We start from the raw sequence: 23,704 nt of genomic DNA, 5'->3' as shown, positions 1-23,704 counted from the left end.
AAACAGGGAAATCCGCCCTGTCCGGGCGGACCTGCCGCTAGGTTCATATTATCATGTAGCCGTTACATAGCGATGTATTGCTGCAAAGTAGCGGCGGTAAAGTCACCGGCGTTGCCATTGGCTATCATTTGTCCGCGGTCCATAAAATAATAATGGTCGCTTACCTGCTGTGCAAAATCAATTTTTTGCTCCACCAGCAGGATAGAAAGGCCTTTGTCTTTTACCAACTGGCGCAGGATCTGGGCAATCTCCTGGGCAATGGAGGGCTGAATGCCTTCGGTGGGTTCATCGAGCAGTAGTAGGGAAGGACGGCTTACCAGGGCACGGGCAATGGCCAGCTGCTGTTGCTGCCCGCCGCTAAGGTTACCGCCCAGCCGCTTGCGAAAATCTTTGAGTATGGGAAACAGGCTGTAAATTTCGTCTTCCGGCAACCCCGCCTTGCGATGGGCGCTAGCTTCCAGGCCTAGCTGCAGGTTTTCATAAACGGTTAATTTGGGAATAATTTCCCGGCCCTGCGGTACGTAAGCAATGCCGGCCTTCGCTTTTTTAAAGGGCGGCAGCTTGGAAACATCCTGCCCGTGAAAGTGGATATGCCCATCTTTTACAGGGAGCAGGCCCATGATCGTTTTTAGCAGGGTGGTCTTACCTACACCGTTGCGTCCCATTACGGTAGTTACCCGGGCGGGTTGCAGGGTCATGTTCACGCCCCATAAAATGGTACTTTGGCCGTAGGCCGCCACTACCTGGTCAATTATCAGTTCGCTCATATTATTTCCAGTTGAGGGTTGGTGCGGCCCAGGTAACAATCAATCACCCGCTGATCGTTCCGGACCACGGAAAAGGTGTCTTCCATGAGCAACCTGCCACTAACGAGTACGGTTACACGCTCTTTTGCTATCTGCTGCACAAATTGCATATCATGCTCTATCACGATGATGCTGTGATCGTTGGATAGCTCCAGCAGCAGGGCGCCGGTTTTTTCAGTTTCTTCCGTAGAAAGGCCTGCTGCCGGCTCGTCTACCAGCATCAGTTTAGGATCCTGTAGCACCACGATGGCTATTTCTAACCACTGCTGCTGCCCATGGGACAGGGAGCCGGCCAGTTTTTGCAACTGGGGTACCAACCCAACTTTTTCCGCCACTTGATGCAGGCGGTCGTTCAGTTCACGGGTGGCTTTGAAAAACAGGGAAGAGAAAATGTCTTTTTTCATGCGGGCGGCCAGCAGCAGGTTGTCGTAAACAGAAAGTCCGGGAAATACCGAAGGCTTTTGAAACTTGCGGCCTATGCCCAGCCGCGCAATCTGCACTTCAGTTTTGCCAGTGATGAGGGTGTCGTTAAAAAACACCTGCCCCTTGTCGGCCTTGGTTTTGCCGCAGAGAATGTCCAGGAAGGTAGACTTGCCCGCTCCATTGGGCCCTATGATAACGCGCAGTTCTTTGTCGCGCAGGGAAAATTGTGAAAGGGCCAGTGCATGTACACCGCCGAAAGACACCGCCAAATCTTTTACACTGAGTAACATACAGGATCAGTTTTATAGTCAGGAAATTGCGGCCCGCCGCAGTTTGTAGGCCGTCCACTTTTGCCAGGCCATATCTACCACGCCCACCAGCCCCTTGTCGAAGAAGAGTACCGTGATTACGAAGAAGAAGCCTAAAATATATAACCAGGAATCGGGAAACAGGCTGGTGCAAATACTGTACAGGTAGTTTACCAGCAAAGCCCCGATCACAGCACCTTTCAGATTACCCCGCCCACCCAGGGCTACCCACATCACCATTTCCACGGAAGCTTTTACATCCATACGCCCGGGGGTGATGATGCCGGTCTGCGGCACGTACAACATGCCCGCCACGGCCGCCAGCAGCGCTGCTACCACAAATACGGCCAGCTTATAGTCGTTCACATTATACGCCGCATAACTAATGCGCGACTCGCTGTCGCGGATGGCCAGGAGTACCTTTCCGAACTTGGAATGCACCATACGGTTACATAAAAAATAAGCCCCACACAGCACCGCCAGCGATAGCCCATACAATGCCATCTTGGTACCGGTGTCGGCTAAACGAAAACCCAGCAGGGTCTTGAAATCGGTGAGCCCGTTGGTGCCACCCAGTTTGGTTTCATTGCGCAGAAACAACAACCACATGGCCAGGGCCAGTGCCTGTGTAATAATGGCCATGTACACCCCTTTAATGCGGCTGCGGAATAATACATAGCCTATTAGGAAGGCAAACAATGCCGGCACCACCAGGCATAAGACCAGGGTAAGGCCGGAAGATTGGAAGGGTATCCAGGCCAGGGGCAGCGTTTCTATTTTGTTCCACACCATAAAATCCGGTACGGTAGCGCCATTGGCGGCAGTGGTTTTGAGTAACATGTGCATGGCTATGCCATAACTGCCCAAACAAAAGAAAAAGGCTTGGCACATGGAGAGAATGCCCGTATAGCCCCAGATCAGGTCAATGCCCAATGCCGCGATGGCAAAGCAAAAGTAACGTCCCCACAAAGAAATGGTGTTGGTGCTGACCAGCCCGGCTACATGGCCCAGCGGCAGTATCACAGCAAACACCAGTAGGAAAATGATATAGTAAATAAGGTCTTTCTTTTTCATACAAAACAATTAATCTTCCGCAAGCCGGCCCTTGTCGGGAAACAGTCCCTTGGGCTTGTATTGCATGAATAACATAATGAACAGCAGGATAAACACTTTGCCGTATACGGCCTGGAAAAACGATTCAAATAACTTAGTCAGGAAGCCAATGCCCAGGCCCGCCACAATAGTACCTGCCAATTTACCCACACCGCCCGTTACCACTACCAGGAAGGAATCTACAATGTAGGTCTGGCCCATATCCGGCACCACGTTGCCTATCAGCGTCATGGCGCAGCCGGCAATGCCGGCCAGCCCGGAGCCAATGAAAAAAGTTACTGCCGCCACGCGCCGGGTTTCTATGCCCAGGCAGGCGCTCATTTGCCGGTTCTGGGTTACGGCGCGTATCTGCATGCCCAGGCGGGTACGGTATAACATGCCGTAGGTGAGGGCCACCACACCGGTGGTAAGGGTAATGATGAAAATGCGGTTGTAAGGCAGTACCAGATGGGGCAATATTTGCCAACCGCCGGATAGTACCGTAGGCGTTTTCACGGCTGTGAGATCGCCGAAAATACTGCGCGCCGCTTGTATCAGAATGAGGCTTACGCCCCAGGTGGCCAGGAGGCTTTCCAGCGGTTTGCTGTACAGGTGGCGGATCACCAGCCTTTCCAGTAACAGGCCCAAAAGTCCCGCCACGACAAAGGATACGGGCAGTGATATAAAGAAAGCCCAGTCTGAATGGGAGTGAAAGATGTTCCCGAAAATACACTGCACGACATAGGTGGTATACGCCCCTATCATAAGAAACTCACCATGCGCCATGTTGATAATGCCGGCCAGCCCATACACGATGGAAAGGCCCAGTGCAATTAAAATTAAAATACTGCCCAGGCTTAATCCGCTGAAAAAGTTTTGAATTTTTTGCAGCCGGTCGTACCGGGTTTCCAATGCCACGGCCTGTTGTGCCGTATAGGCATTCAGGTCTTTGCCCAGCGTGCCGTTGTGTGCATAGGTGCGCAACATGGTGGCGGCATTGTCGCTCCAGTTCATTACAATGCTGTCTATGTAAGCCCTGGCCGTAGCCGCATGTTGGGCGTGCTGCAATTGCAGGCTGTAATAAATGTCTTTGCCCGTACGAAGGGCTTCTGCATCGGTTTCCTGTGCCAGCGCCGCCTGTAGGTAGGGCAACTGGTCTATTTGTTGGTTTTGTTGTAACTGGCTGTAAGCAAGTATTCTTTTTTGTGGCGTAGTGCTGAATAAATTGAGCAAAGGCAGCACAGGCGTGAGCAACAGGCGGTTGCCACGGGATATCTTTACTTCGGTAAGGCCGGAACTGCCGGTAGTAGCAGGATGGCCATGATCGTCGTTCACCAGTTGATAAGGAGGTAGTAAAGAAAGTAACAACACCTTGCCGCTGTCTATCGCTGTGGGTTCGTCGCTTTGGGGGGTCACGGGTTGGCCGTTAAGGCGGTACAGGCGCATGTCGTTGATGGCCCGTAATAAGGGGAAAGCCTCTGTAGGCCGCAGGGCCACAAGCCGGGATATGCCCACTCCGCAGAGCGAATCGGAACCGTCCAGGATATAACGAAGGTATATGCCGGTGCTATCAGTTTGTGCGCGCAACAAAGGGCGCTGGAATAATAAGCAGAAAATAAAAAGCCCTGTAATCCTCACTGTCTTCATACGATCGGGTAAAATTTCCAGAAAATCATTTTATCAATGGCAAAACGGTTAGGATAAAAAAACAGTTCCGCCACCGCAGTGGCGGAACTGTGCTACAATTATTTACTGATGGTATAAACGCCCTGGTGGGAAGTCCAGTCGCATCCTTTATTGGGAGAAGTCAATGGAGAGAAAGGCTGCGGCGTAACCAGGCTGTCGGTTTTGGAGATAATGTCGAACTGTCCGTCTGGTTTTATTTCGCCGATGATCACCGGTTTGGCGAGGTGGTGGTTGCCGGCATCCATTTTCACTACACCGTCTGGAGAGTCAAATGCCAGTCCGGCCAGTGCGGAGCGTACTTTGGCTACGTCAAAAGATCCTGCTTTTTCTGCGGCCTTGGCCCAGAGGTATACGCCGGTATATGCCCAGCAGATCGGATCATCGGTTACGCGCTTGTTGCCGCCAGGCAGGCCTTTCTTTTCGCAAAAGGCCTTGAAGTTGGCAACAAATTCCTTGTTTTCCGGCAGGTCTACCGACTGGAAGTAGTTCCAGGCAGCGAGGTGTCCTACCAGGAATTCTGTATCCATAGAACGAAGTTCATCTTCTGCCACGGAGAAGGCCATGATAGGGCAGGTGGCAGCGCTGAGGCCCTGGTTGGCAAATTCCTTGTAGAAGGGCACGTTGGAATCGCCATTGATGGTAGAGAGCACGCAAGCCTTTCCATCTGCGGCAAAGCGTTTTACTTTAGACACAATGGTCTGGTAATCCTGGTGATGGAAGGGGGTATATTCTTCAATGATATTTTCCTTAGGTACGCCTTTAGACAAGAGGTAAGCCTTCAGGATTTTATTAGCTGTGCGGGGAAATACATAGTCGGTGCCCAGCAGGTAAAACTTTTTATAACCACCGCCCTTTTCACTCATGAGGTATTCGGCAGCAGGTATCAATTGCTGGTTGGGCGTGGCGCCGGTGGCGATCACGTTGTTGGAGCATTCTTCGCCTTCATATTGCACGGGGTAAAACAGCAGGCCATTGTTTTCCTCAAACACGGGCAGCACCGACTTGCGGGATACCGATGTCCAGCAGCCGAAAACGGCGGCCACTTTTTTCTCCAACAATAGTTCCTTGGCTTTCTCGGCAAAGAGGTCCCAGTCGGAAGCCGGGTCTACGATCACGGGTTCTATTTTTTTGCCCAGCACACCGCCTTTGGCATTGATCTCGTCTACGGCCATTTGCACCGCGTCTTTGAGCGATACTTCGGAAATGGCCATCGTGCCACTCAGGGAGTGCAGTACCCCGATCTTCACCGTTTCCTGCGTGGTGGCGGTAGAATCGGTGGTGCCGCTTTTATGGCTGCTGCTATTACAGGCACTGAAGGCCAAGGCAAGGCCCAGCAGGGGGAAAGAAAGCGCCTTGATGGTGGATGGGAAGCTAAGTTTCATGGTAATAATTTGTGAATGATAGAGCGAGTTTGAATTGTTGGTTGAAAAACAGGTTTAGAAAATAAAGAACTGCACCTGTAGCCATACCTGGCCATAGGTTTGCTTATCGTAGACGCCTTCAGTGGGCGTGGCTACGTGGTACGACCGTGCGGTGTAAGACAGGCGCAGGTTAGTGGTGGAACCGTTAAAGAAGTAATTCAGACCGCCTCCATATACAGCAGAAGAATTAAGCTTATTGTAAGCAGAAGGGTCCACGCCATTGGTTTGTTCCGCTGCGGCATCAATGTGCTGATTTTCGAACCGGATCCAGGGCTGAAGTTTCGGCTCCTTAAAATAATACCCCAATTCGAGATATTGTACAGTTTGTTTTGGAATGAGGGTGGCAAAAGAATATTTCGAGTCCAGGTTAGTGCCGCCGGTCATGTACTGGAAGGCGGCATTAAGTGTAAGCGAACCGGCATCGCCCAGGGGATGATCGAAAAACACGTCGGTGCTGAAGTTGTAATAACTGGCCTGCTCGTCCCAGCCGGCGCCCCAGGACAGTGTTTTGCCTTTACCCAGCTTAGTGCCCGCATAGTAATAATCTTTGTCCGGGTCCAGGAAGTTATACACTACCCGGCCCACGGTGCGCAGGGGTGCGCCGCCGTCTATATTGCGGCCGGTGAATACGCCTACACGGTATTCCAGCTTGTCATTGGCCAGGAAGCCACGGGCGTTTACGCCCAGGTCGCGGCCAAAGTTGCCTTGCAGCGGGCTGTTGGCAAACAGGTTATAAGGGTACTGGAAATACGTAAAGTCGTTGGCCATGAGTCCACCGGCTCCTTGCAGGCCGTTGCGGTTATTGGATACCAGTTGCATACCGGCCACCAGGGAAAAGGCGTTAGCAAAATCATACTCGTACTGCGCATCCAGGATAATGGGCGCCACTTTTACATTCTTAACGCCGCTGCTTAGTTGGGTGCCGATGGCGGAGGGGAGATCTGTTTCCATAAAAAAGCTGCCTTTTTTGGAAAGCTGCCCGCCCACCAATACACGGGCGCGGTACACCGAAAAGCCTTTATTCCAACCCTTGCTGTCGGCATCGGTACTGGGTGCGCCAAAGCCACTTTGCTCTGCGGAGGCAAACATATGAACGATAGCGCCTACCTGTATGCTGGGCTTAAAAGGCGCCTCTTCTGCCGGGGCAGTGGTGAGGCGGGCCTCAATGGAATCTGGTTTGCGTTTTACGGAATCCACTGGGGAGGTATTCAGGGAAGCTGGCAGTTCCAGCAGGAAAGTCCCTCTTTTCTTGCCGCTTTTCTTTTTGGGCGGGTGAGTGCCGTCGCCTGCCCATACCAGTGGGCTCAGGGTAGTAAGGCCAATTAACAGGATGGCAATATGAAAGATTTTCATAAATGTGTGTTTGGATGGTGAATTACTTAGGTAATAATTTTGGTTGACGGTAGATCTACTTAAGTATAAAATTACGCGTTGAGTTGGTTAAAACAAGCATTTTTTGTCTGGAAAGGCCAAATTTTTCATAAGTGTTTGTATTTTATATCAGATATATTTTATTATAATATGAATGGTTGTTAGTCGTGGAAATACTTAATTGACAATGATTTTCCCATTTTTACGTACGTAATTACCCCGTTCTTCAATATTATATATAAATTAAATGTAATATATTTAGTCTAGGTATTTGTGTTTTTAGTACGCTATCCATGACCCTTATTGTGCAGGGCTAGCCGTATATCCGTCAGAAGGCTAATAAGACTGATCTTTACCTTATAAAGTCAAAAGAAAGATGACAGGCAAATATGACCGGGTAATTGCTGCCCTGTAAAAAGAAATGATAAGGGAAACCGGCATTTACCTTTCAAAAGACCGGTTATAACAATTGTTAAATCTGCTTAAAAACAAGGCTCTTGCCGGCATTTACCTTTCAAAAGACCGGTTATAACAATCATTAACGTACCTATAGATAAACAATCCGCCTGCATTTACCTTTCAAAAGACCGGTTATAACAATTACATCTCCCAGCGGTAAGCGCCGTTGAAAGCGGCGGCATGTTCTTTGCGCCCCCTTTCGCCATGGCCGATTCCCAAAAATTTTCCGGTTTTGTGCGCGTGCGCGGAGCCCGCGAGCATAACCTGCAACAAGTAGACGTAAACATTCCCCGCGATGCACTGGTAGTGTTCACCGGCGTATCTGGCAGTGGCAAGTCGTCCCTGGCCTTTGGAACCCTTTATGCAGAAGCGCAGCGCCGCTACCTGGAGTCGGTGTCGCCCTATGCACGGCGGCTGTTTCACCAGATGGAGGTACCCCAGGTAGATGAGATTGATGGCTTACCGCCGGCGGTAGCTTTGCAGCAGCAACGGGGTGCGCCCACTACCCGCTCTTCTGTGGGCAGCGTTACCACCTTATCTAACCTGCTGCGCATGCTGTACTCGCGGGCAGGCGTTTATCCCAAAGGGCAGCCCATCGTTTATGCAGAAGGTTTTTCCCCCAATACGCCGGAAGGTGCCTGCCCGCACTGCCATGGCCTGGGCCGGGTGTATGAAGTAACCGAAAAAACCATGGTGCCAGATAATCATCTCACCATCCGCGAGCGTGCCGTGGCCGCCTGGCCCACGGCCTGGCAGGGCCAGAACCTGCGCGATATACTGGTGACGATGGGGATTGACGTGGATATTCCCTGGAAAGACTTGCCTAAAAAGACACGCGACTGGATACTGTTTACCGATGAAACGCCCACTGTACCTGTATACGCCGGCCTTACGCCGGAACAAACGCAGCGGGCGCTGAAACGCAAGGAAGAACCCAGTTACATGGGTACTTTCACCGGTGCGCAGCGGTATATTCTGCACACCTTTGCCAATACCCAAAGTGCGTTGATGAAAAAACGGGTATCGCAGTTTATGCTAAGCGCAGCATGCCCGGTATGCGATGGAAAGCGGCTTAAGCAGGCATCGCTGAACGTGAAGTTTGCAGGACTGGATATCGCAGAGATGTCGCGGCTACCAATGGCAAAGGTAGCGGCCCTGATGGAGGAAATTTTACGGGCAGACCAGCCCCGCGATGCAGCACATCCGGAGAAGGCGCTGGTGAAGCAGCGCATTGCAGAAGATCTGCTGGGTCGCTTGCAGGTGCTGCTAGACCTGGGACTGGGATATCTTTCCCTGGAACGCAGCACGCCCACCTTATCCCCCGGCGAGCTGCAGCGCCTGCGCCTGGCCACCCAGGTGCGCTCTAATTTATTCGGCGTGGTGTATGTACTGGACGAACCTTCTGCCGGATTGCATCCCGCAGATACAGCAGCGCTGCTGCGTGCGCTGGACAAATTAAAAGCCTCCGGTAATTCACTCTTCGTGGTGGAGCATGAACTGGATGTAGTGCGTCATGCCGATTGGATCGTGGATGTAGGGCCCGATGCAGGTACGGAAGGGGGGCGGGTGCTGTATAGCGGTCCGCCCGCCGGACTGGCGGATGTGGCAGATTCCCGTACCCGCGCATTTTTGTTTGCCGACGGTCCGTTTAATAGTCCCCCACGCCGCGAGGCAGCGGGCTGGCTTCAGCTTAAAGATATATCGCGGAATAACCTGCATCACCTGGATGTGGCTTTTCCGCTGGGCGTTATGACCAGCGTAACGGGCATTTCCGGTTCAGGCAAATCCAGCCTGGTAAGCCAGGTGCTGGTAGAACTGGTGGCCGATGCCCTGGGCCTGGCTACCCCTCCTGCGGAAGAAGATGCCTCCCTGGATGCGCCGCCGCCGCTCACCCTGGGCGGACGCATTACTGCCGGTATGGATCGCATTAAAAGGCTGGTGCAGGTAGATCAGCAGCCCATTGGCCGTACGCCCCGCTCTAACCTGGCTACTTACACGGGCTTGTTTGATCACGTGCGCAAACTCTTTGCCGCTACCAAAACCGCCAAGGCCCGCCATTACGATGCAGGCCGCTTTTCGTTCAACGTGGCCAAGGGCCGTTGTGAAACCTGCGAGGGCGAAGGCTTTGTAATGGTGGAATTGCTTTTCCTGCCCAGCGTGTATGCACCCTGCCCTACCTGCCAGGGCAGCCGTTACAACGCCTCTACCCTGGAAGTTAAATACCAGGGTAAAAATATTGCCGAAGTGTTGGCCATGACGGTGCAGGAGGCGTATGAATTTTTTGCTACAGAAGTTCCCGTTCGGAGGGCGCTGCACGTATTGCGGGAGGTAGGTTTGGGTTACCTGCGCCTGGGGCAGCCCGCCACGGAACTGTCTGGGGGTGAGGCCCAGCGCATTAAGCTGGCTACAGAACTGCAGCGCGCCAGCCATGGCAGCACCTTCTATGTGCTCGACGAGCCTACCACCGGCCTGCATCCCAGCGATGTGGAGCGCCTGGTGGCCCAGTTAGAGGGGCTGGTGGCCAATGGCAATACCGTGATAGTGGTAGAACATGATATGCGGGTAATCGCCGGCAGCGATTGGGTGATAGATGTAGGGCCTGGCGCGGGTGAAGAAGGTGGTACTATCGTATTTGCCGGAATACCGGAACAGCTGGCCCGGCACCCCGCTAGCCGCACGGCGCCTTACCTGGCAAAATTTTTACAAGGTGGCTGAGAAAGGTAGTTGCATTGCCCATTAGTTGCTGTAGCTATTCTGGCAAAATAGCGTATGACTTTACATACAAAAGTCCGGTACTTCATGTAGGAAGTGCCGGACTTTTTTTATCGCAGGCTGTGTTTATTATTTCAATACCACCGTAAAACTATCCGGCTTGACCAGGAATGCATCTTTACATTCTTTAGAACAAAACCCCAGTATTTTGTTTTTGTAATGAAGGGTATCCTCAATACCTGCCTTTACCGGCATACCACAGGATGGATCTTTTTTATTGTCTACCATTGCCGCGTCAAATTTGGAAACGGCTTTAGCTGGCATTGCTGCAGGTGTAGGAGCAGCAGTAGTCGTATCGGTAGTGGAAGTGGCCGGTGCAGAAGCAGTATTACAACTGGTGGCCAGCATCAGGCCAAACAAACCAATGATAATTTTCATGAGTAAGCTGTTTATAGGTGTAGTACAAAGCTAGGAAGGTTTACCGGAAAAATTTCATGAAACCTTTGAGGGTATAAAATGGAAACACCATTGCGTAAAAGCTTATCTAGTTATGCATAAATAGGATATAGTGATTTGATAATTACCTGCCGGAAAAATTGGTTCTTCAATCCGTGAAATTGGAATTGATACATCTGTTGCGTGACCGTAGCTTTGCGGAGTCAATTGATCATATAGCAATCGCGATTGGATTAAAGCATATTAAAAAGGAAACAAAATGAAAAACAGATTCAAATCAGGACTCGCCGCATTGGCATCTTTACTCGTATTTTCTTTAACCACGAACGCACAAACAGTCGATAAAAAAGCAGCTACTACCGATGATAAACCAAAATGGATTTACAGTGTAGGGGTAGATGCTGGTATTCCCATCGGCGATTTTCACGATTATTATGATTGGTCACTGGGTGGCTCGCTTGAAGCAAACCTTGCTATTATACAACGTAAACTTTATGTGTCACTGAATGCCGGTTACAGCAATGTATTCGCAAAAGATGATGTGGTTCCCGGTGTTAAAGGCCAGGATCTTTCCCTGATTCCCATCAAGGCAGGTCTGCGCTACTACCCGTTCAACACCGTTAGTAAACTGTATGTTCAAGGTCTTGCAGGTGTTAGCATCTTGGCTAACAAGAGCGATGTAGGTGCAGATAAATCTGCTGCTTTCGCTTATGCACCGCAGATTGGTTACCTTTTTCAGTTAGGTAAAAACCATAACTACCTGGACGTTGCCGTTAAATGGGAAGGTACTTCCAAATTTGCTGATGGCGATGCTTCCGAGTACAACAACCTGGGGCTGCATGTAGCATATGCCTTCGGATCTAAAAAATAAGTAAGGCTATAATTAGTTGCTATATGAAAAGAGGCTATTTCCTACGGGAGATAGCCTCTGTCTATTATATATGAGCTGGTATTTATAATCCTCGTTTGTATTCCGATGGATTGGCCCCGGTAATATTTTTGAAAAAACGGCTGAAGTGGGAACTGGTGTCAAAGTTCAGGCGTTCGGATATTTCTTTTACGCTCAGCGCGGAGGTGGTGAGTAAATGCCGCGCATCCAGGTGCAGGCGGCGGTGAATAAAATACAGCGCATTCTTGCCAGTTTCATGTTTTACCACTTCACTCAGGTGTTTGGCAGAAACAAACAGCATGTCGGCATATTCCTGCACGGTGCGTTTTTGCAGGTAATGGGCATCTACCAGTTGTAGAAAATCCGTGTAAAGTTGATGCTGCCGGGTAAGTGGATGGGCCTGGTCGCTGCTGCATTTTACAATGGCGCGGTTCATTTCATAGAGTAGTTCCATGAGTAGTAAGCGGCTCATCTGCAAATGAAAACGGTCTGCCTGTTGTTGCTCCCGGTACATTTTCCGGAATAGCTGGAGAATGCGTTCATAATGCGGTTCTGGCAGCGCATGCAGGGGAGGACACTCTGAATTGGCATATAGCAGGGCCTCCAGGGCATAGTCTTTGAAAAAGGAATCTGCCAGGAATTCTTTTTTAAAGAGGATGCTGAATAATTGCAGGTCGGCGGAGCTGTTTTCGAAATAATGAGTGTAGTGCGGTGCTACCAGGTAGAGGGTATGCGGTTTTACTTCCATGGTAAAAGGGCCAATGATCTTGGTGGCCTTACCCCGCAGGCAAAGTACGATGGCGTAGTGGTCGCTTTTTATAGGTATTCCCTCAGGGTGACTTCCTTCCTGCCAGTGCAGGGCAAAGTGGTCTGGAGGAATATCCGGTAATGTGTTCGGTAATAAGCCTGGAACCAGGTCCGGGGGGGCTATAGTGTAATTGCTCATCTTCTTACTTAAAGTTTGTGCTGTCGATTCGCCGCAATTTACGATACCCGGGGCATTTATGGCGCATTTTAAAATTACCTGCAAAACCAACGTCGTTACAGTTAGTTTATTGCCACCGCTTATATGGCCACTAAGCAGTCACCAGTCCATGTATTGTCTTATACAGTCGGTTGATCCGGGGAAACTTTTATAGTGCTTTGGAATGAAGGGGTGTTCTGTAACCCCATGCAAGGCCTCTGGCCTTGGCTTCTGCACCCACAAATACTGCCGGACGGCGCGCCTCCTGTGAAGGGAAGTTGTGAGTATTCAGGGCTGCCATTTGCGCAGCATATTTTAATAGAATGTTAAAAAAGTGGCCCTGGTTTGCCGGTCAGGTGGTTGGTAAAATAGCCATGGTACAGGATTTAAAGCTATTCTTCATGGGCTGCGTATAGCCGTTCCTGTTTACAATTAACATATAATTTAGTTTTGGCTGCGTAATGTTATGCTATCAAAAATTACGGCATAAAAGCGGCCTTTCATCTTGTTTGTTAGGGTAGCATAATTCCCCGGAGCATCTTTGTTTCGTATATTCATTAAAAAATGTTGCGGATATGCATTTGTCTATTTTTACTGATAGCATATGCACCGGTGTCGCTGCGGGCGCAACATGCCGCACTGAGTAGTGGGTCCATTCGCAGTTGGCTGGACAGCACACGATCCCTGCCACTGGCAGGGGGGAGGCGCACGGCGGCCTGTTATGAAATGTTGTGGTACGATTTCCGGGTAGCTCGAACAGCAACGGTGGAATGGATGTATGGAGAACTTATAATTCCTGGTGGAACGGTTGTACCTTATAGCTATTACTGCCTCTTGTCTGCCGATGGGTTTTACGCCGGCCTGCAACAAAAGCGGGAAGGGCGGCAATTTATTTTTTCTGTGTGGGATGCCGGTGGCGGAAAAAACAATGCCGCTAAAATGCCGGCAGATAGCCAGGCCGTTCTGCTACAGGCGGGCCACAGCGTATTACTGGGCCGTTTTGGCGGAGAAGGCAGCGGGGTACAAACGCGCTGGCTGTTTAATTGGCAAACCGATTCAGCGTATAAATTACTCACGCATTTGCAGTGCGATACGGTTGCACAAACCACCACCATCACTTTATTTTTCCACGATGGTCAGCGGTGGAAGATGATAGCCAAAGTGAGGCGGCCCCATTTTATTTCCACGACTAAAGGTTACGCTTCCTTTCTGGAAGATTGGTCTGGCCGGGGCGACCGGCGGCGCAGGGCGGTATTTTACCGGCAGCAGTGGGTCCGCACCACGGATGGCGTTTGGAAGCAGCCGGCATATGCTATGGTGATGAACTACACGAAAAAGAAAGTATTTAATTACGGTGCCGTGAGCTGCACAGACGGTGGTTATTTCCTGGTAACCGGCGCGGGATTTACCAATTTTTATGCACCAGATAAAACCCGGCTTCCTTACCTGGGTGGGGGAAGCCCGCCGGTAGCGGTGCTGCCGGAATGAGCAGGTGGGCTACACAGCGATAGGGCGGGTGCACGGATCATACCGTACACCCGCCCTTTTTTTATACAGCAGTACCTGCTTACTCCACTACTGTACCATCCGGGATCTCGTCGTTGGCATGGGCAATCACCCGGTCGCCGGGGTGAATATTGCCGTACACTTCCAGGCTGCCGGCCTGGGAGTTGCCGGTGGTAACGGCGGTGCGCCGGGCTTTGTGCGCGGATACCAGCAGCACATATCGGCCATCGGTGCTGGTTACCACGGCTGTATTGGGTACAATGCAGGCCGGCGCATTGGCATGGGTGTCCAGGAGTACATCGGCATACATGCCGGCAGATAGTTGTTGTTTGGGATTGGGCACGTCTGCTTCTATGCGTTCGGCACGGTATTGCAGGTTCATATTGCCAGACTTGCGGCTTATGCTTGCATTAAAAGTAAGGCCGGGAAAAGCGCTGAGGCGGAAATGCAAGGTGTCTTTTATGGACAGGGTGCCGGCTACTGCTTCGGGAACGTCTACTTGCAGGCGGAGGTGCTGGAGCGATTTCAGTTCCAGCATGGGCTTGTCTTTACTCACATCACTCACCAGTGCGCCGGGGTGTACGTTGCGTTGGGTAATCACGCCATCGAAAGGAGCCGTTACCCGCAGGTAGCTTCGCAGGGTTTCCTGCATTTGCCAGTTGGCATAAGCAGCATTGGCCAGTGCGCTGTCTGCCTGGGCTTTGGTGCGGGTGGCTGTAATATCCAGGGGCGACACGGCGCCGGCCGTTTGGGCGGCTTCCTGCAGGCGGGCGTATCGCTCACTACTGAGGGAGCAATCTGCCTTGGCCGTGGCATACTTTTCTTTGGCTTGCAGGCAGGCCTGCTCCAGTTCGGGCGCTTCCAGGGTCATGAGCAGGGCGCCTTTTTTAACAGGGCTGCCAATGTCTACCAGCACCTGCTGCACATACCCGTTTACCTTCGGGAAGATGCTAACTTCTTCATAAGCCGCCAGTTGGCCAGGCAGCGTCATTTGCCGGGAAAGGCTTCCGGCAGTGGCTTCCACCACCGTGTAGGCCGGCGCTTTGGGCTGGCTGGGGGTAGTGATCACCTGCCCATGTCGCCCGCCACAGGACGCGCAAAAAATAAGTGTCAGGGAAAGCAATAATATAGTACGCATATGATCAATAATTAGGTAGTCAATTAATATAAAAGGATCACCGCCACGGGCTTTAGGGAAGGGGGGCCTGTGCCGTTTCTTCCGGTGGCAGGAGTGATATAGAGGTAAACGAAGTGCGTTGCTGCACCCAGCCATATACGAGTGGCACGATGAGCAGGGCGGCCAGGGTGGAGGCTATCAACCCCCCTATCACGGCGCGTCCCAGCGGGGCAGACATATCGCCCGATTCTCCCAGGCCGCTGGCCATGGGTATCATACCGGCTATCATGGCCAGGCTGGTCATGAGTATGGGGCGCAGGCGGATGCCGGCGCTCACGATGGCTGCCTTGAATGGATCTTTATATTCCAGCCGCAATTTCTCTGCGTTGGTAACGATCAGGATGGCATTGGCCACCGATACGCCCGTACTCATGATGATGCCCATATAAGATTGCAGGTTCAGTGTGGCGCCGGTGGCCAGCAATGCGAGCAAAGCACCCAGTATTACCGCTGGTACGGTAGAAAGCACCGTAATAGCCAGGCCAAAAGACTGGTAATTGGCGGCCATTAGCAGCAGTATCACTACGATGGCTGCCAGCAGCCCGTTTTGCAGGGAGTTCATGGTTTCGGTGAGCAGGGAAGACATGCCTTTGATCTCCGTTACCAGCCCGGTGGGAGGGATGCCGGCGTTTTTCACGGCCTTTTCTACCGCCGCGGTGGCGCTGCCCAGGTCTTTGCCGGCAATGTTAGCGCTGATGGTCACAAAGCGGCGGGGGCCATTGCGATCGTATTCACCGGGCAGGGTATCTACTTGCAGGGTGGCTACATCGGAGAGGATGGGGCGGGTCTGCCCTTTTACCAGGGGGATGGCGGCCAGTTCTTCGGGGGAGTTCATCTGGTATTCCGGCACCTGTACCTGTGTTTGATAGGTGTAAGCGGAACGCTCGTCCAGCCAGAGGTTTTTATTGGTATAACGGCTGGAAGAAGTAGCGGCCGTAATGCTCTTCGCGGCCATGTCTGGGGAAACGCCCATCAGGGCCAGTTGCTGCCGGTCCAGGCGGATGTTCAGCACTGGCACATGCAGGGGCTGGGCTATCTGTACATCCCGCAGGAAGGGCACCTTTTGTAGCTGGGCCAGCACTTTGCCGGAGAAGGATGCAATATCTTCCATATTCTTGCCGGCCACACGCACTTCAATGGGGGTGGAGGCGCCTTGCGCCATGATCTTTTCAGTGAGTTCAATGGGTTCAAAGGAGATCCGCAATTGTGGGTAGCGGGCTGCAATGGCCTTTCGCAACTGTTCCTGCAGGGTGGCTGTTTTAACGCGATAGTCTTCATCCAGGTTTAGCTGTATAACGGCTTCGTGTGTGCCGCTGTTGAAGATGTACAGGTTGCTAGTACCAAAATTGCTGGGTACCAGGCCCACGTAGGCAGAGGAAATGGCCACGTGGTGCAGCACCATCGAATCTATCAGGGCCAGTACGCCCTTGGTGGCCTGTTCGGTTACTTCCAGGCGGGTGCCGTCTGGCTCGCGCAGGCGCAGTTGAAGCTGACCGTTGTTGGTCTTGGGCAGCAGGTCTTTCCCAATGCCCCAAAAACAGGTGCCCGCTGCCAACAATACCAGTACGGCGTAGAGGCTTACCCATAATTTTCGGGTAGGCATTCCCGTAGTAAGTAGATGTATCAGCCCGTTTTTTAGGCGCTGGAAAAAGCCATTATTTTCTGGGTGTTGCTGTTCGCGCAGGGTGTGATGGTTTACCTCCATTACTTCCCCGGCATCCAGGGCCAGGCCAGCGTGGGCGTGTTGTTGAAACATATCGGCTTTCAGCAGCCAGTTGGCTACGATAGGCACCAGCGTTTGTGCTGCCACAAAGGAAATGATCATGGCAAAACCGATCGACAACGACAGCGGCAGGAACATGGCCCTGGGCACGCCGGTCATGATAAAGGCCGGTGCAAATACGGCCAGTATGCACAGTAAGATGAGCAGCAGCGGTACGGTAATTTCCCTGCATGCATCATAAATCGCCTGTCGTTTTTCTTTGCCCATTTCCAGGTGCTGGTGAATGTTTTCGATGGTTACGGTAGCCTGGTCTACGAGGATGCCGATGGCCAGGGAAAGGCCGCTCAGGGTCATCATATTAATCGTTTGCCCGCTCCACTTTAAAAACAACAGGCTGCTGATGATGGCCACGGGAATGGTCACCACCACGGTAACGCTGCTGCGCCAGTCGCGCAGGAAGAGCAGTACCATGAGGCCAGTAAGGATGGCGCCTAGTATGCCTTCGGTCATCAGGCTTTTGGCAGCGTTGATCACGAAGATAGATTGGTCGAAAGCGTAGGTTACATCCACATCGGCGGGCAGCAGGCTTTTCATGTCGGGAATGCGCTGGCGCAGGGTCTGTACTACATCCCAGGTGCTGGCATCGGCGGTTTTTACCACGGGGATGTATACGGAGCGTTTGCCGTTTACCAGGGCATAATCTACTGTGATGTCTGCCCCGTCAGACACGGTGGCTACATTATGTACAAACACGGCCCTGCCCCCATCGCTTTTCACGGGGATGTCTTCAAACTGCTGCACTTTTTCTTCGAGTGAGTTGATGCTGGTGACGTACATGGTACTGTCTTGCCGCAGGTTGCCGGAGGGAGTAATGCTGTTGTTTTGCGTGATGGCCTGCACCACTTCATCGGCAGAGAGGTTGTAGCTGCGCAGTTTTCCTGGGTCTACGTTGATGAGTACCGTGCGTGCGTTGGAGCCGAAGGGAGGCGGGGCAGACATGCCCGGCACGGTGGCAAACAGTGGCCGCACGCGGGTAATGGCCAGGTCAAAGATTTCTTTGAGTGGGCGGGTTTTACTACTGAATACCAGCTCGCCCACGGGCAGCGACGAGGCGTCGAAACGCACTACCTGCGGGGGTAGGGCACCGGGCGGAAAAAAGGCCGCGGTACGGTTCACCTGCAAGGCTACTTGTGCAGAGGCTTCGGCCATGTCGGTATTTTCGTAAAAGGTGAGCTTCAGGAGAGTGAGTCCTTGAATGTTTTTACTCTCGATATTTTTAATGCCGTTCACATACAGGAACTGGTCCTGCATGCGGGTGGCGAAGAATCCTTCCATTTGTTTGGCAGACATGCCGCCGTATTGCTCTATTACGTAGATGGTAGGACTGTTCAGTTTTGGAAAAATATCGATGGGTATAGTGCGGAATGCCAGGCCGGCAAATAATAAGAGGCCGGCAAACAGCACTACGATGGTGATGGGTCTTTGTAAGGCTGTTTTTACCATGTGGGGGAGTGTTGGATTTGTTGAATAAAATCATCCAGTGTGCCGGTGGCAGCGGCTTTTTCCAGGTGCTGGAGATACCAGTCGCCCAGCGTTTGTACATAATCGGTCTGGGAGCGGTACAGTACATAGGTGGCGTTGGTCAGGTCTATCAGGTTGGCCATGCCGGCCTTATACTGGGCCAGTTTCTGCTGGTATACGGCTGCGGCTGCGTTGAGTTGCAGGGGCAGTTGTGCCAGATTATTGCGGGTGGCGGCGATGGCTGCCGCTGCTTTGGCTTCGCTGGTTTGCAGGAATGCCTGCTGCTGCTCCAGTTCATCCTGGCCGGCCAGCGACTGGAAGTGGGCCATGGCCAGCTTGCTGCGTCGGCGGAAGGGGCTTACCAGGTCGTAGGTAAAGGCCAGGCCCACGCCGTAATTGAAGCGCTGGTAGCCGAAACCATCTGCTACTGTTTTAAACTGGTCGTTGTACCCAATGCTGGAGCCACGGGCCCACAGGCTGCCGGCCAGCAGTAGTTTCGGCGTAAAATGCTTGCTGGTAGCGCGCTCGGTGGCGGCGTACACGGCTACATGGCGGCGATAATATTCGAGTAGCGGATTGGCCATGCTGTCTGTCGGCAAAAAAAGTGTATCCGTTGCCGTTAGTATATGTGCGTCGTAGGCTAATGGCAGCGAATCGCGGCCATTGCGCAGGGGTGCTCCAAAACCGGTGCGGAGCGAATCCAGCGCGAGGTTTTCGGCGGGAATGCCGCTGAGATAGGCCATTTCAGCGCGCAGTTGTTGCCACAGCGCCTGCTGCTGGTTATAGCCGATGCGGGTACGGGCCATCTCGGCGCTGGCCAGGCTGGAGTCTACACCGGCGCTAATGCCGCTGGCGGTAAGGGCCTTGATCACCTGGAAAATGTGCTGGTAGCGATCCAGGTTTTGCTGGTCGTTTTGCAATTGAAACTGGGCCTTAAGCAGGTTAAAATAGAGGCGGCACACCTGCCATTTCAGGAGGTAGGTGGTGCGGTTCAGGTCTGCCTGTTGCCACTGTTGGCCCGCCTGGGCCTGGGCCATGCGGGCGTTTTTATAACCGAAATCGGTGAGGGTGTATTCACTGTAAATGCTGGCCAGGTTGGCCCCGGCGGGCTGGTAAATATTATCGGCCCGCACCCCCGCGGAAGAGGAAGGAATGGGCGCCATTGGCAGGTAGCTGCCGGCCAGGGAGTTGTCGGTAGATAGGTTTACCTGGTCACTGGCGATAACTGTGGGCAGATAGCTGTTGCGTACATCAGCTATGCCGGCAGTGGCACCATTCACCAGGGCTTCCTTTTGCCGGATGGCAGGAAAGTGTTGCACAGCTGCGGCAGTAAGTTGCAGCAGGGTATAGGCCCGCGTTTGCGCGTGCCCGGAAGTAACGGCCAGCAAGGTAAGGCAGCCATAGCCCACAAGATGGCGGATGCTACGGCGCATGCTGCCGCACTTCCCGGTATGGAAAGTAGGCATGTATAACGTTCTAATTAAAAAGGAAAATGGGTTTGTACAAAATGTTTAACAATCCTGGGCAGGGGGGCCGCGCAACGATGTATGCAGGCGGATGGTAGACAGGAGGTTGCTGTCATAGAAATTATACAGGCGTACTATTTCCAGGTAGGAAATTACCGGAGGTTTCGGCCATTTGCTGGCAAAGTTTACGCTGGTAGATTGAAAACGTTTGTTGAGGCGGATATGCACCTTGGTTTCCGGCGTGGGGTGTGAGGCGGAAATAATGTGGTGTTGGGAGACCGAAAGCACCTGGGCCGGCAGTACCGTGGTATCGCCCACATCAAAATTACGCAGGCATTGCACCAGAAAAAATATGGCAAATAACCCTGTTGAACAACAGGCAGCGATATATTGAAGCCATTTTGTGCGGGTGCGGTATTGCATGGAAGTAAAGGTACTGAAAATAGGGGAGGGCCGTTGTTAATAAATGCGGCTCACCTCCAAGGCACAAAAAAGCCGCCCTGTTTACGGACGGCTTTCTGCTTAAATGATTTAATAAAATAAAGATGACTGGTTAAATATGTTTAACGTGCTGCAGTTTTACCGTTACTAAATAGGTGCCAGATTGATAGATGTTGAACTGGAACCGCGGATTGGCGCTGTAAATATGGTCTGTAGTAGGCGTATACCCAGCGTCGAACTGTACGAACTGGCTGGGAATGCGGTAGTATATCAGGTAGCCATAAGTACTCTGCTGTAGCGGGAAGGGCGTAGTTTCATAGTTACACGTCATGGTAGAGTCGGTGTATACGAGCGGGTGAAACTGGGCGTAGCTCTGGAAATCGCTACGGTCGCCACGGCGGATGATCTCTCCAGCAGCGGGATTAAAAGGCTTGCCGTCGGAACCTACTATTTTCAGGATTACATCGGTACCTTCTAAAGACAAGCGTTCTATCGTTACCAGGGGTACGCCGATATCTCCGTTATCATTTGCGTTATCCTTAAACCAGGCGCCGCCGCCATCGCCAATATGGTAAGCAGGTGTGTCTACCAGTGTAAAGGTGGCGATGTTCTTATATATCTTGGAACCATTTTCATTAGTTGCCGATACGTCGAATTCATACGTGCCCAGGGGCGAGTTCACAGAGGTGCCATAGAACGTAAATGCACCGGTATGTGTGTCGAAACTGTACACCGGGGAGTTCACGAGATGGCGTTTCTGGTTCAGCAGGTCGATGGAAGTATCGGTCTTAGCGTCGAACTTGGCCAGCCACTCGTAGTGGTCATATTTCAGGTCCAGGGAGTCTGCGTGTTTGTGTGTAACAGCGTCCCGGATGTCGAGTAGCTTATAGGTCACTGGCGCGCTGGAGCCATCGTTAGACACTGCATCGGTTTGCTGGATAAGACCCCGGCCTATGCGGATCGGATTGTCTATATAACGGATCTGGTCACTCAGATATCCGTTCTGAACTTTTGTGCAACCCGCCGCCGCCGCAATGGCAAGCAGGGCGCATCCAAAAAATTTTATCGTGCTTTTCATATAATCAGGTATGAATAAATGATTAATTGTATTGGTTCTGGAAGTAAGTCCAGGTGTGTGCATTATTCAGCACATGCAATACCCCGGTGGTGGTGATGATACCACTGGTCTGGCAGCGCGTTTTCAGGAGCTGGTCATCCTGCAACCCACCAATGCCGGTAGAATCTGTAGGAATAGTTTCTCCGGGCGAATCGGCGATCATCTTGTTCAGGTACAGGATGAGCGGTGCCTGGGTAAAGATGTCGTTCGTGTACGAATTATCGGGTACCAGGTTTACCATCCGTACTTCCCCGTCGTTGGCGGTGAACAGGCGGCCAGAGGTGTTCTGGTCGGCATTCAGGATGCGGTCTTTAAACATATAAGCACGCAGTGAATCCTTCAACGATGCATAGTCCAGGGAATCGAAGGTATACACCAGGTTTTCGTCATTTAGCTTTGTTTCCAGGTCGCTTTTTTTCGCATCGATGTAATGATCTATGCTATAGTTGGAAACGGCAAAGAAAGTACCGGCAGCATTTACTTCATCTTTCAGGCCCGTACGGTCTATGAGCAGCACCAGGGTATCGAAGAGTTTATTGGTCTTCAGATAATCGTAGGTGGTAAGGTTCACATGCGGGTCCAGGACGGTGCCGCCTATGGTATAATCCCTTTTGCAAGAGAAAACCGATACTGCAACCAGGGCCAGGAGTGGCAGAAATAATTTATGTTTCATAATTTGTTTTTTAAAGATTACAGTTTTCCTCTCCAATAAGGCGTTTGCACCAGTGTAGGATCATCTTTGAACATATTCGGATCTACCGGCCATAACCAGCCGCCACTGGGATCACCATTACTGAACTGTTCAGACGGGAAGTGTTGGTTGTAGACGGTAATTTTTTTAGTTCTAACGAGATCATAATAAGACTGTCCTTCAAAATAAAGCTCTCGCAGGCGTTCTTCCAATACTATAGTTTCCAGGTCATCGCTAATCAACTTATCATCCAGGCCAGCTCTTTCTCTTACAGCATTCAGCAGTGGCAGCGCTTCCGATTTGCGACCCAGGGCAACCAGGGCTTCCGCACGCAGCAGCATAATATCTGCCAGGCGGAAAATTGGGAGGTTATTGCTCAGGATCATATTGCTGCTAGACACGTAGGCAATGTTGGAATATTTGATGATCTGTCCATTGTTTTCCAGCTTTGGAAAGTGAAAGAAATCGCGGTAACGCACATCATTGAGGGTATCTGAATTATCCCAGAGTGTATTGATGTAATCTGTATTGGTCCACCATTGCAACCCGTCTTTATTTGTGATGTAGGGGTCTTTCATGGTATAACCTGCCTGGTTCAGATTACCATCGTAATCGTAAATGGCAATCCCTTCACTTTGCGCATCGCTGATATTGATTTCAAAGATGCCTTCCATGCTTTTTCCAATGAACACCTTTTTGTAGTTCATAGAGTCCAGCAGGCTGTAACCACCCTGGGTAATTACCTGGTCTGCGGCTTTTTCACTGCCGGCGTAATCATGTCTCCAGGCACGGATATGGGCTTCCAGGGCGTATGCGCTGCCTTTGTTGGCACGCACGGCCCTTTGAGATTCATCTGTATAACCCCAGTCCAGCAAAGATTCGGCTTTGGCCACATCTGCCAGGCATTGATCCAACACGGAATCTGCCGGGGAACGGGGAATGTTTTTTACCGTGGTTACATCCAGGTCTGGTTCCAGTTTCAGGGGAACGTCGCCCCAGATACGGCTCATGTAGAAGTACACATAAGCGCGCAGGAAGTAGCCTTCCCCGATGATGTGGTTTTTACTTTCACTGTTAAACAGTCCCTCGTCAATATCTGGCACCTTGGTGATGATGAGGTTTATCTGTTGCAATATTTGGTAATACTGCTGCCAGTTCCAGTTATGGCTTTGCACATTCAGACCGGTAAACTGGCCGGAGGTAATGGCAGAATGCCAGGCATCATTATCGCATACGAGTTCACCAGAAGGAATGTCGCCGTAAGTGTGCCAGCTCATATCATTTAATAATGCTTTGCGCAGCAAGGCATAGGCGCCTGCATTAGCGGTTTTGGCATCCAGCTCCGTTTTGAAGTAGGCGCCGGTATAAGTGGAGTTGTAGGGTTCCTGGTCCAGTATCTTTTTACAGGAAGTGGCCCCCGTCACCGCCGCCACTATCAGGGCAGCACATGCGCTATATAAAAAAAGTTTTTTCAT

18 protein-coding genes are annotated in these 23,704 nt (G+C 51.6%); 3 read left to right on the top strand and 15 right to left on the bottom strand.

The genetic code is table 11. The features are described from left to right. Positions 1-62 precede the first annotated feature (62 nt). The 6 genes from urtE to GA0116948_RS10035 form a co-directional block, all read right to left on the bottom strand. The gene (gene urtE, locus GA0116948_RS10060) at positions 63-767 is read right to left on the bottom strand and encodes an urea ABC transporter ATP-binding subunit UrtE (protein WP_089711664.1); all 705 of its coding nucleotides are present in this window, start codon (positions 765-767) and stop codon (positions 63-65) included. After that, complete coding sequence (urtD, locus tag GA0116948_RS10055; protein ID WP_089711662.1) at positions 764-1,519, bottom strand: urea ABC transporter ATP-binding protein UrtD; 756 nt, start codon at positions 1,517-1,519, stop codon at positions 764-766. Before urtD ends, urtE begins: the two co-directional genes overlap by 4 nt. Positions 1,520-1,537: 18 nt before the next feature. Beyond that, a complete protein-coding gene (urtC, locus tag GA0116948_RS10050) occupies positions 1,538-2,611 on the bottom strand; it encodes an urea ABC transporter permease subunit UrtC (RefSeq protein WP_089711660.1) in 1,074 nt (357 codons plus the stop codon). 9 nt (positions 2,612-2,620) lie between these two features. Beyond that, positions 2,621-4,276: an urea ABC transporter permease subunit UrtB gene (urtB, locus tag GA0116948_RS21450; RefSeq protein ID WP_205686112.1), complete on the bottom strand. Its 1,656-nt coding sequence runs from the start codon at positions 4,274-4,276 to the stop codon at positions 2,621-2,623. Positions 4,277-4,374: 98 nt separating this feature from the next. Continuing rightward, positions 4,375-5,697: an urea ABC transporter substrate-binding protein gene (urtA, locus tag GA0116948_RS10040; RefSeq protein ID WP_089711658.1), complete on the bottom strand. Its 1,323-nt coding sequence runs from the start codon at positions 5,695-5,697 to the stop codon at positions 4,375-4,377. Positions 5,698-5,751: 54 nt separating this feature from the next. Next, positions 5,752-7,089, bottom strand: coding sequence for a porin family protein (locus tag GA0116948_RS10035; protein ID WP_089711656.1), 1,338 nt, complete (start codon positions 7,087-7,089; stop codon positions 5,752-5,754). A 657-nt stretch (positions 7,090-7,746) separates the two neighbouring features. On the opposite strand from GA0116948_RS10035, the gene uvrA reads away from it, so the two are divergent. Further along, entirely contained in the window at positions 7,747-10,281 is a 2,535-nt protein-coding gene (gene uvrA, locus GA0116948_RS10030; protein WP_089711654.1) for an excinuclease ABC subunit UvrA, read from the top strand. A gap of 126 nt (positions 10,282-10,407) precedes the next feature. Here the strand turns inward: uvrA and GA0116948_RS10025 are convergent, their stop codons facing one another. Continuing rightward, positions 10,408-10,716: a YHS domain-containing protein gene (locus GA0116948_RS10025; protein ID WP_089711652.1), complete on the bottom strand. Its 309-nt coding sequence runs from the start codon at positions 10,714-10,716 to the stop codon at positions 10,408-10,410. A gap of 277 nt (positions 10,717-10,993) precedes the next feature. Here GA0116948_RS10025 and GA0116948_RS10020 point away from each other — a divergent pair, with 277 nt between their 5' ends. Further along, positions 10,994-11,605, top strand: coding sequence for a hypothetical protein (locus tag GA0116948_RS10020; protein WP_089711650.1), 612 nt, complete (start codon positions 10,994-10,996; stop codon positions 11,603-11,605). Between the two features lie 82 nt (positions 11,606-11,687). Here the strand turns inward: GA0116948_RS10020 and GA0116948_RS10015 are convergent, their stop codons facing one another. Further along, positions 11,688-12,569 (bottom strand): AraC family transcriptional regulator, encoded by an 882-nt coding sequence (locus GA0116948_RS10015; protein ID WP_089711648.1) that lies wholly within the window; start codon positions 12,567-12,569, stop codon positions 11,688-11,690. 582 nt (positions 12,570-13,151) lie between these two features. Between GA0116948_RS10015 and GA0116948_RS10010 the strand changes: the two genes are divergently transcribed. After that, a complete protein-coding gene (locus GA0116948_RS10010) occupies positions 13,152-14,075 on the top strand; it encodes a DUF3472 domain-containing protein (RefSeq protein WP_089711646.1) in 924 nt (307 codons plus the stop codon). Positions 14,076-14,154: 79 nt separating this feature from the next. Here GA0116948_RS10010 and GA0116948_RS10005 read toward each other — a convergent pair whose 3' ends face one another. From GA0116948_RS10005 to GA0116948_RS09975, 7 genes are all read right to left on the bottom strand, one after another. Then, complete coding sequence (locus tag GA0116948_RS10005) at positions 14,155-15,231, bottom strand: efflux RND transporter periplasmic adaptor subunit (protein WP_165798429.1); 1,077 nt, start codon at positions 15,229-15,231, stop codon at positions 14,155-14,157. 52 nt (positions 15,232-15,283) lie between these two features. Further along, complete coding sequence (locus GA0116948_RS10000) at positions 15,284-18,496, bottom strand: efflux RND transporter permease subunit (RefSeq protein ID WP_089711642.1); 3,213 nt, start codon at positions 18,494-18,496, stop codon at positions 15,284-15,286. Continuing rightward, positions 18,490-19,980, bottom strand: a complete 1,491-nt coding sequence (locus GA0116948_RS09995; protein ID WP_089711640.1) for a TolC family protein — start codon at positions 19,978-19,980, stop codon at positions 18,490-18,492. Before GA0116948_RS09995 ends, GA0116948_RS10000 begins: the two co-directional genes overlap by 7 nt. A 45-nt stretch (positions 19,981-20,025) precedes the next feature. Continuing rightward, positions 20,026-20,403, bottom strand: a complete 378-nt coding sequence (locus tag GA0116948_RS09990; RefSeq protein ID WP_089711638.1) for a hypothetical protein — start codon at positions 20,401-20,403, stop codon at positions 20,026-20,028. Between the two features lie 130 nt (positions 20,404-20,533). After that, a complete protein-coding gene (locus GA0116948_RS09985) occupies positions 20,534-21,499 on the bottom strand; it encodes a DUF5007 domain-containing protein (protein WP_089711635.1) in 966 nt (321 codons plus the stop codon). 22 nt (positions 21,500-21,521) lie between these two features. Continuing rightward, positions 21,522-22,211, bottom strand: coding sequence for a hypothetical protein (locus GA0116948_RS09980; RefSeq protein WP_089711633.1), 690 nt, complete (start codon positions 22,209-22,211; stop codon positions 21,522-21,524). 17 nt (positions 22,212-22,228) lie between these two features. After that, complete coding sequence (locus GA0116948_RS09975; RefSeq protein WP_089711631.1) at positions 22,229-23,704, bottom strand: RagB/SusD family nutrient uptake outer membrane protein; 1,476 nt, start codon at positions 23,702-23,704, stop codon at positions 22,229-22,231.

The organism is Chitinophaga costaii, assembly GCF_900094705.1.
In the GTDB taxonomy this organism is placed as follows: Bacteria; Bacteroidota; Bacteroidia; order Chitinophagales; family Chitinophagaceae; genus Chitinophaga; species Chitinophaga costaii.
Note: the sequence above shows the minus strand (reverse complement) of the source record. Positions and strands in the feature narration are given on the sequence as shown.

Coding starts and splice junctions, on each gene's coding strand:
- urtC (WP_089711660.1), bottom strand. CDS start 2,611: ATGAAAAAGAAAGACCTTATTTACTATATCATTTTCCTACTGGTGTTT.
- GA0116948_RS10010 (WP_089711646.1), top strand. CDS start 13,152: ATGTTGCGGATATGCATTTGTCTATTTTTACTGATAGCATATGCACCG.
- GA0116948_RS10015 (WP_089711648.1), bottom strand. CDS start 12,569: ATGAGCAATTACACTATAGCCCCCCCGGACCTGGTTCCAGGCTTATTA.
- GA0116948_RS10035 (WP_089711656.1), bottom strand. CDS start 7,089: ATGAAAATCTTTCATATTGCCATCCTGTTAATTGGCCTTACTACCCTG.
- GA0116948_RS09980 (WP_089711633.1), bottom strand. CDS start 22,211: ATGAAACATAAATTATTTCTGCCACTCCTGGCCCTGGTTGCAGTATCG.
- urtD (WP_089711662.1), bottom strand. CDS start 1,519: ATGTTACTCAGTGTAAAAGATTTGGCGGTGTCTTTCGGCGGTGTACAT.
- GA0116948_RS09985 (WP_089711635.1), bottom strand. CDS start 21,499: ATGAAAAGCACGATAAAATTTTTTGGATGCGCCCTGCTTGCCATTGCG.
- urtE (WP_089711664.1), bottom strand. CDS start 767: ATGAGCGAACTGATAATTGACCAGGTAGTGGCGGCCTACGGCCAAAGT.
- GA0116948_RS10020 (WP_089711650.1), top strand. CDS start 10,994: ATGAAAAACAGATTCAAATCAGGACTCGCCGCATTGGCATCTTTACTC.
- GA0116948_RS09995 (WP_089711640.1), bottom strand. CDS start 19,980: ATGCCTACTTTCCATACCGGGAAGTGCGGCAGCATGCGCCGTAGCATC.
- urtB (WP_205686112.1), bottom strand. CDS start 4,276: ATGAAGACAGTGAGGATTACAGGGCTTTTTATTTTCTGCTTATTATTC.
- GA0116948_RS10000 (WP_089711642.1), bottom strand. CDS start 18,496: ATGGTAAAAACAGCCTTACAAAGACCCATCACCATCGTAGTGCTGTTT.
- GA0116948_RS10025 (WP_089711652.1), bottom strand. CDS start 10,716: ATGAAAATTATCATTGGTTTGTTTGGCCTGATGCTGGCCACCAGTTGT.
- urtA (WP_089711658.1), bottom strand. CDS start 5,697: ATGAAACTTAGCTTCCCATCCACCATCAAGGCGCTTTCTTTCCCCCTG.
- uvrA (WP_089711654.1), top strand. CDS start 7,747: ATGTTCTTTGCGCCCCCTTTCGCCATGGCCGATTCCCAAAAATTTTCC.
- GA0116948_RS09975 (WP_089711631.1), bottom strand. CDS start 23,704: ATGAAAAAACTTTTTTTATATAGCGCATGTGCTGCCCTGATAGTGGCG.
- GA0116948_RS09990 (WP_089711638.1), bottom strand. CDS start 20,403: ATGCAATACCGCACCCGCACAAAATGGCTTCAATATATCGCTGCCTGT.
- GA0116948_RS10005 (WP_165798429.1), bottom strand. CDS start 15,231: ATGCGTACTATATTATTGCTTTCCCTGACACTTATTTTTTGCGCGTCC.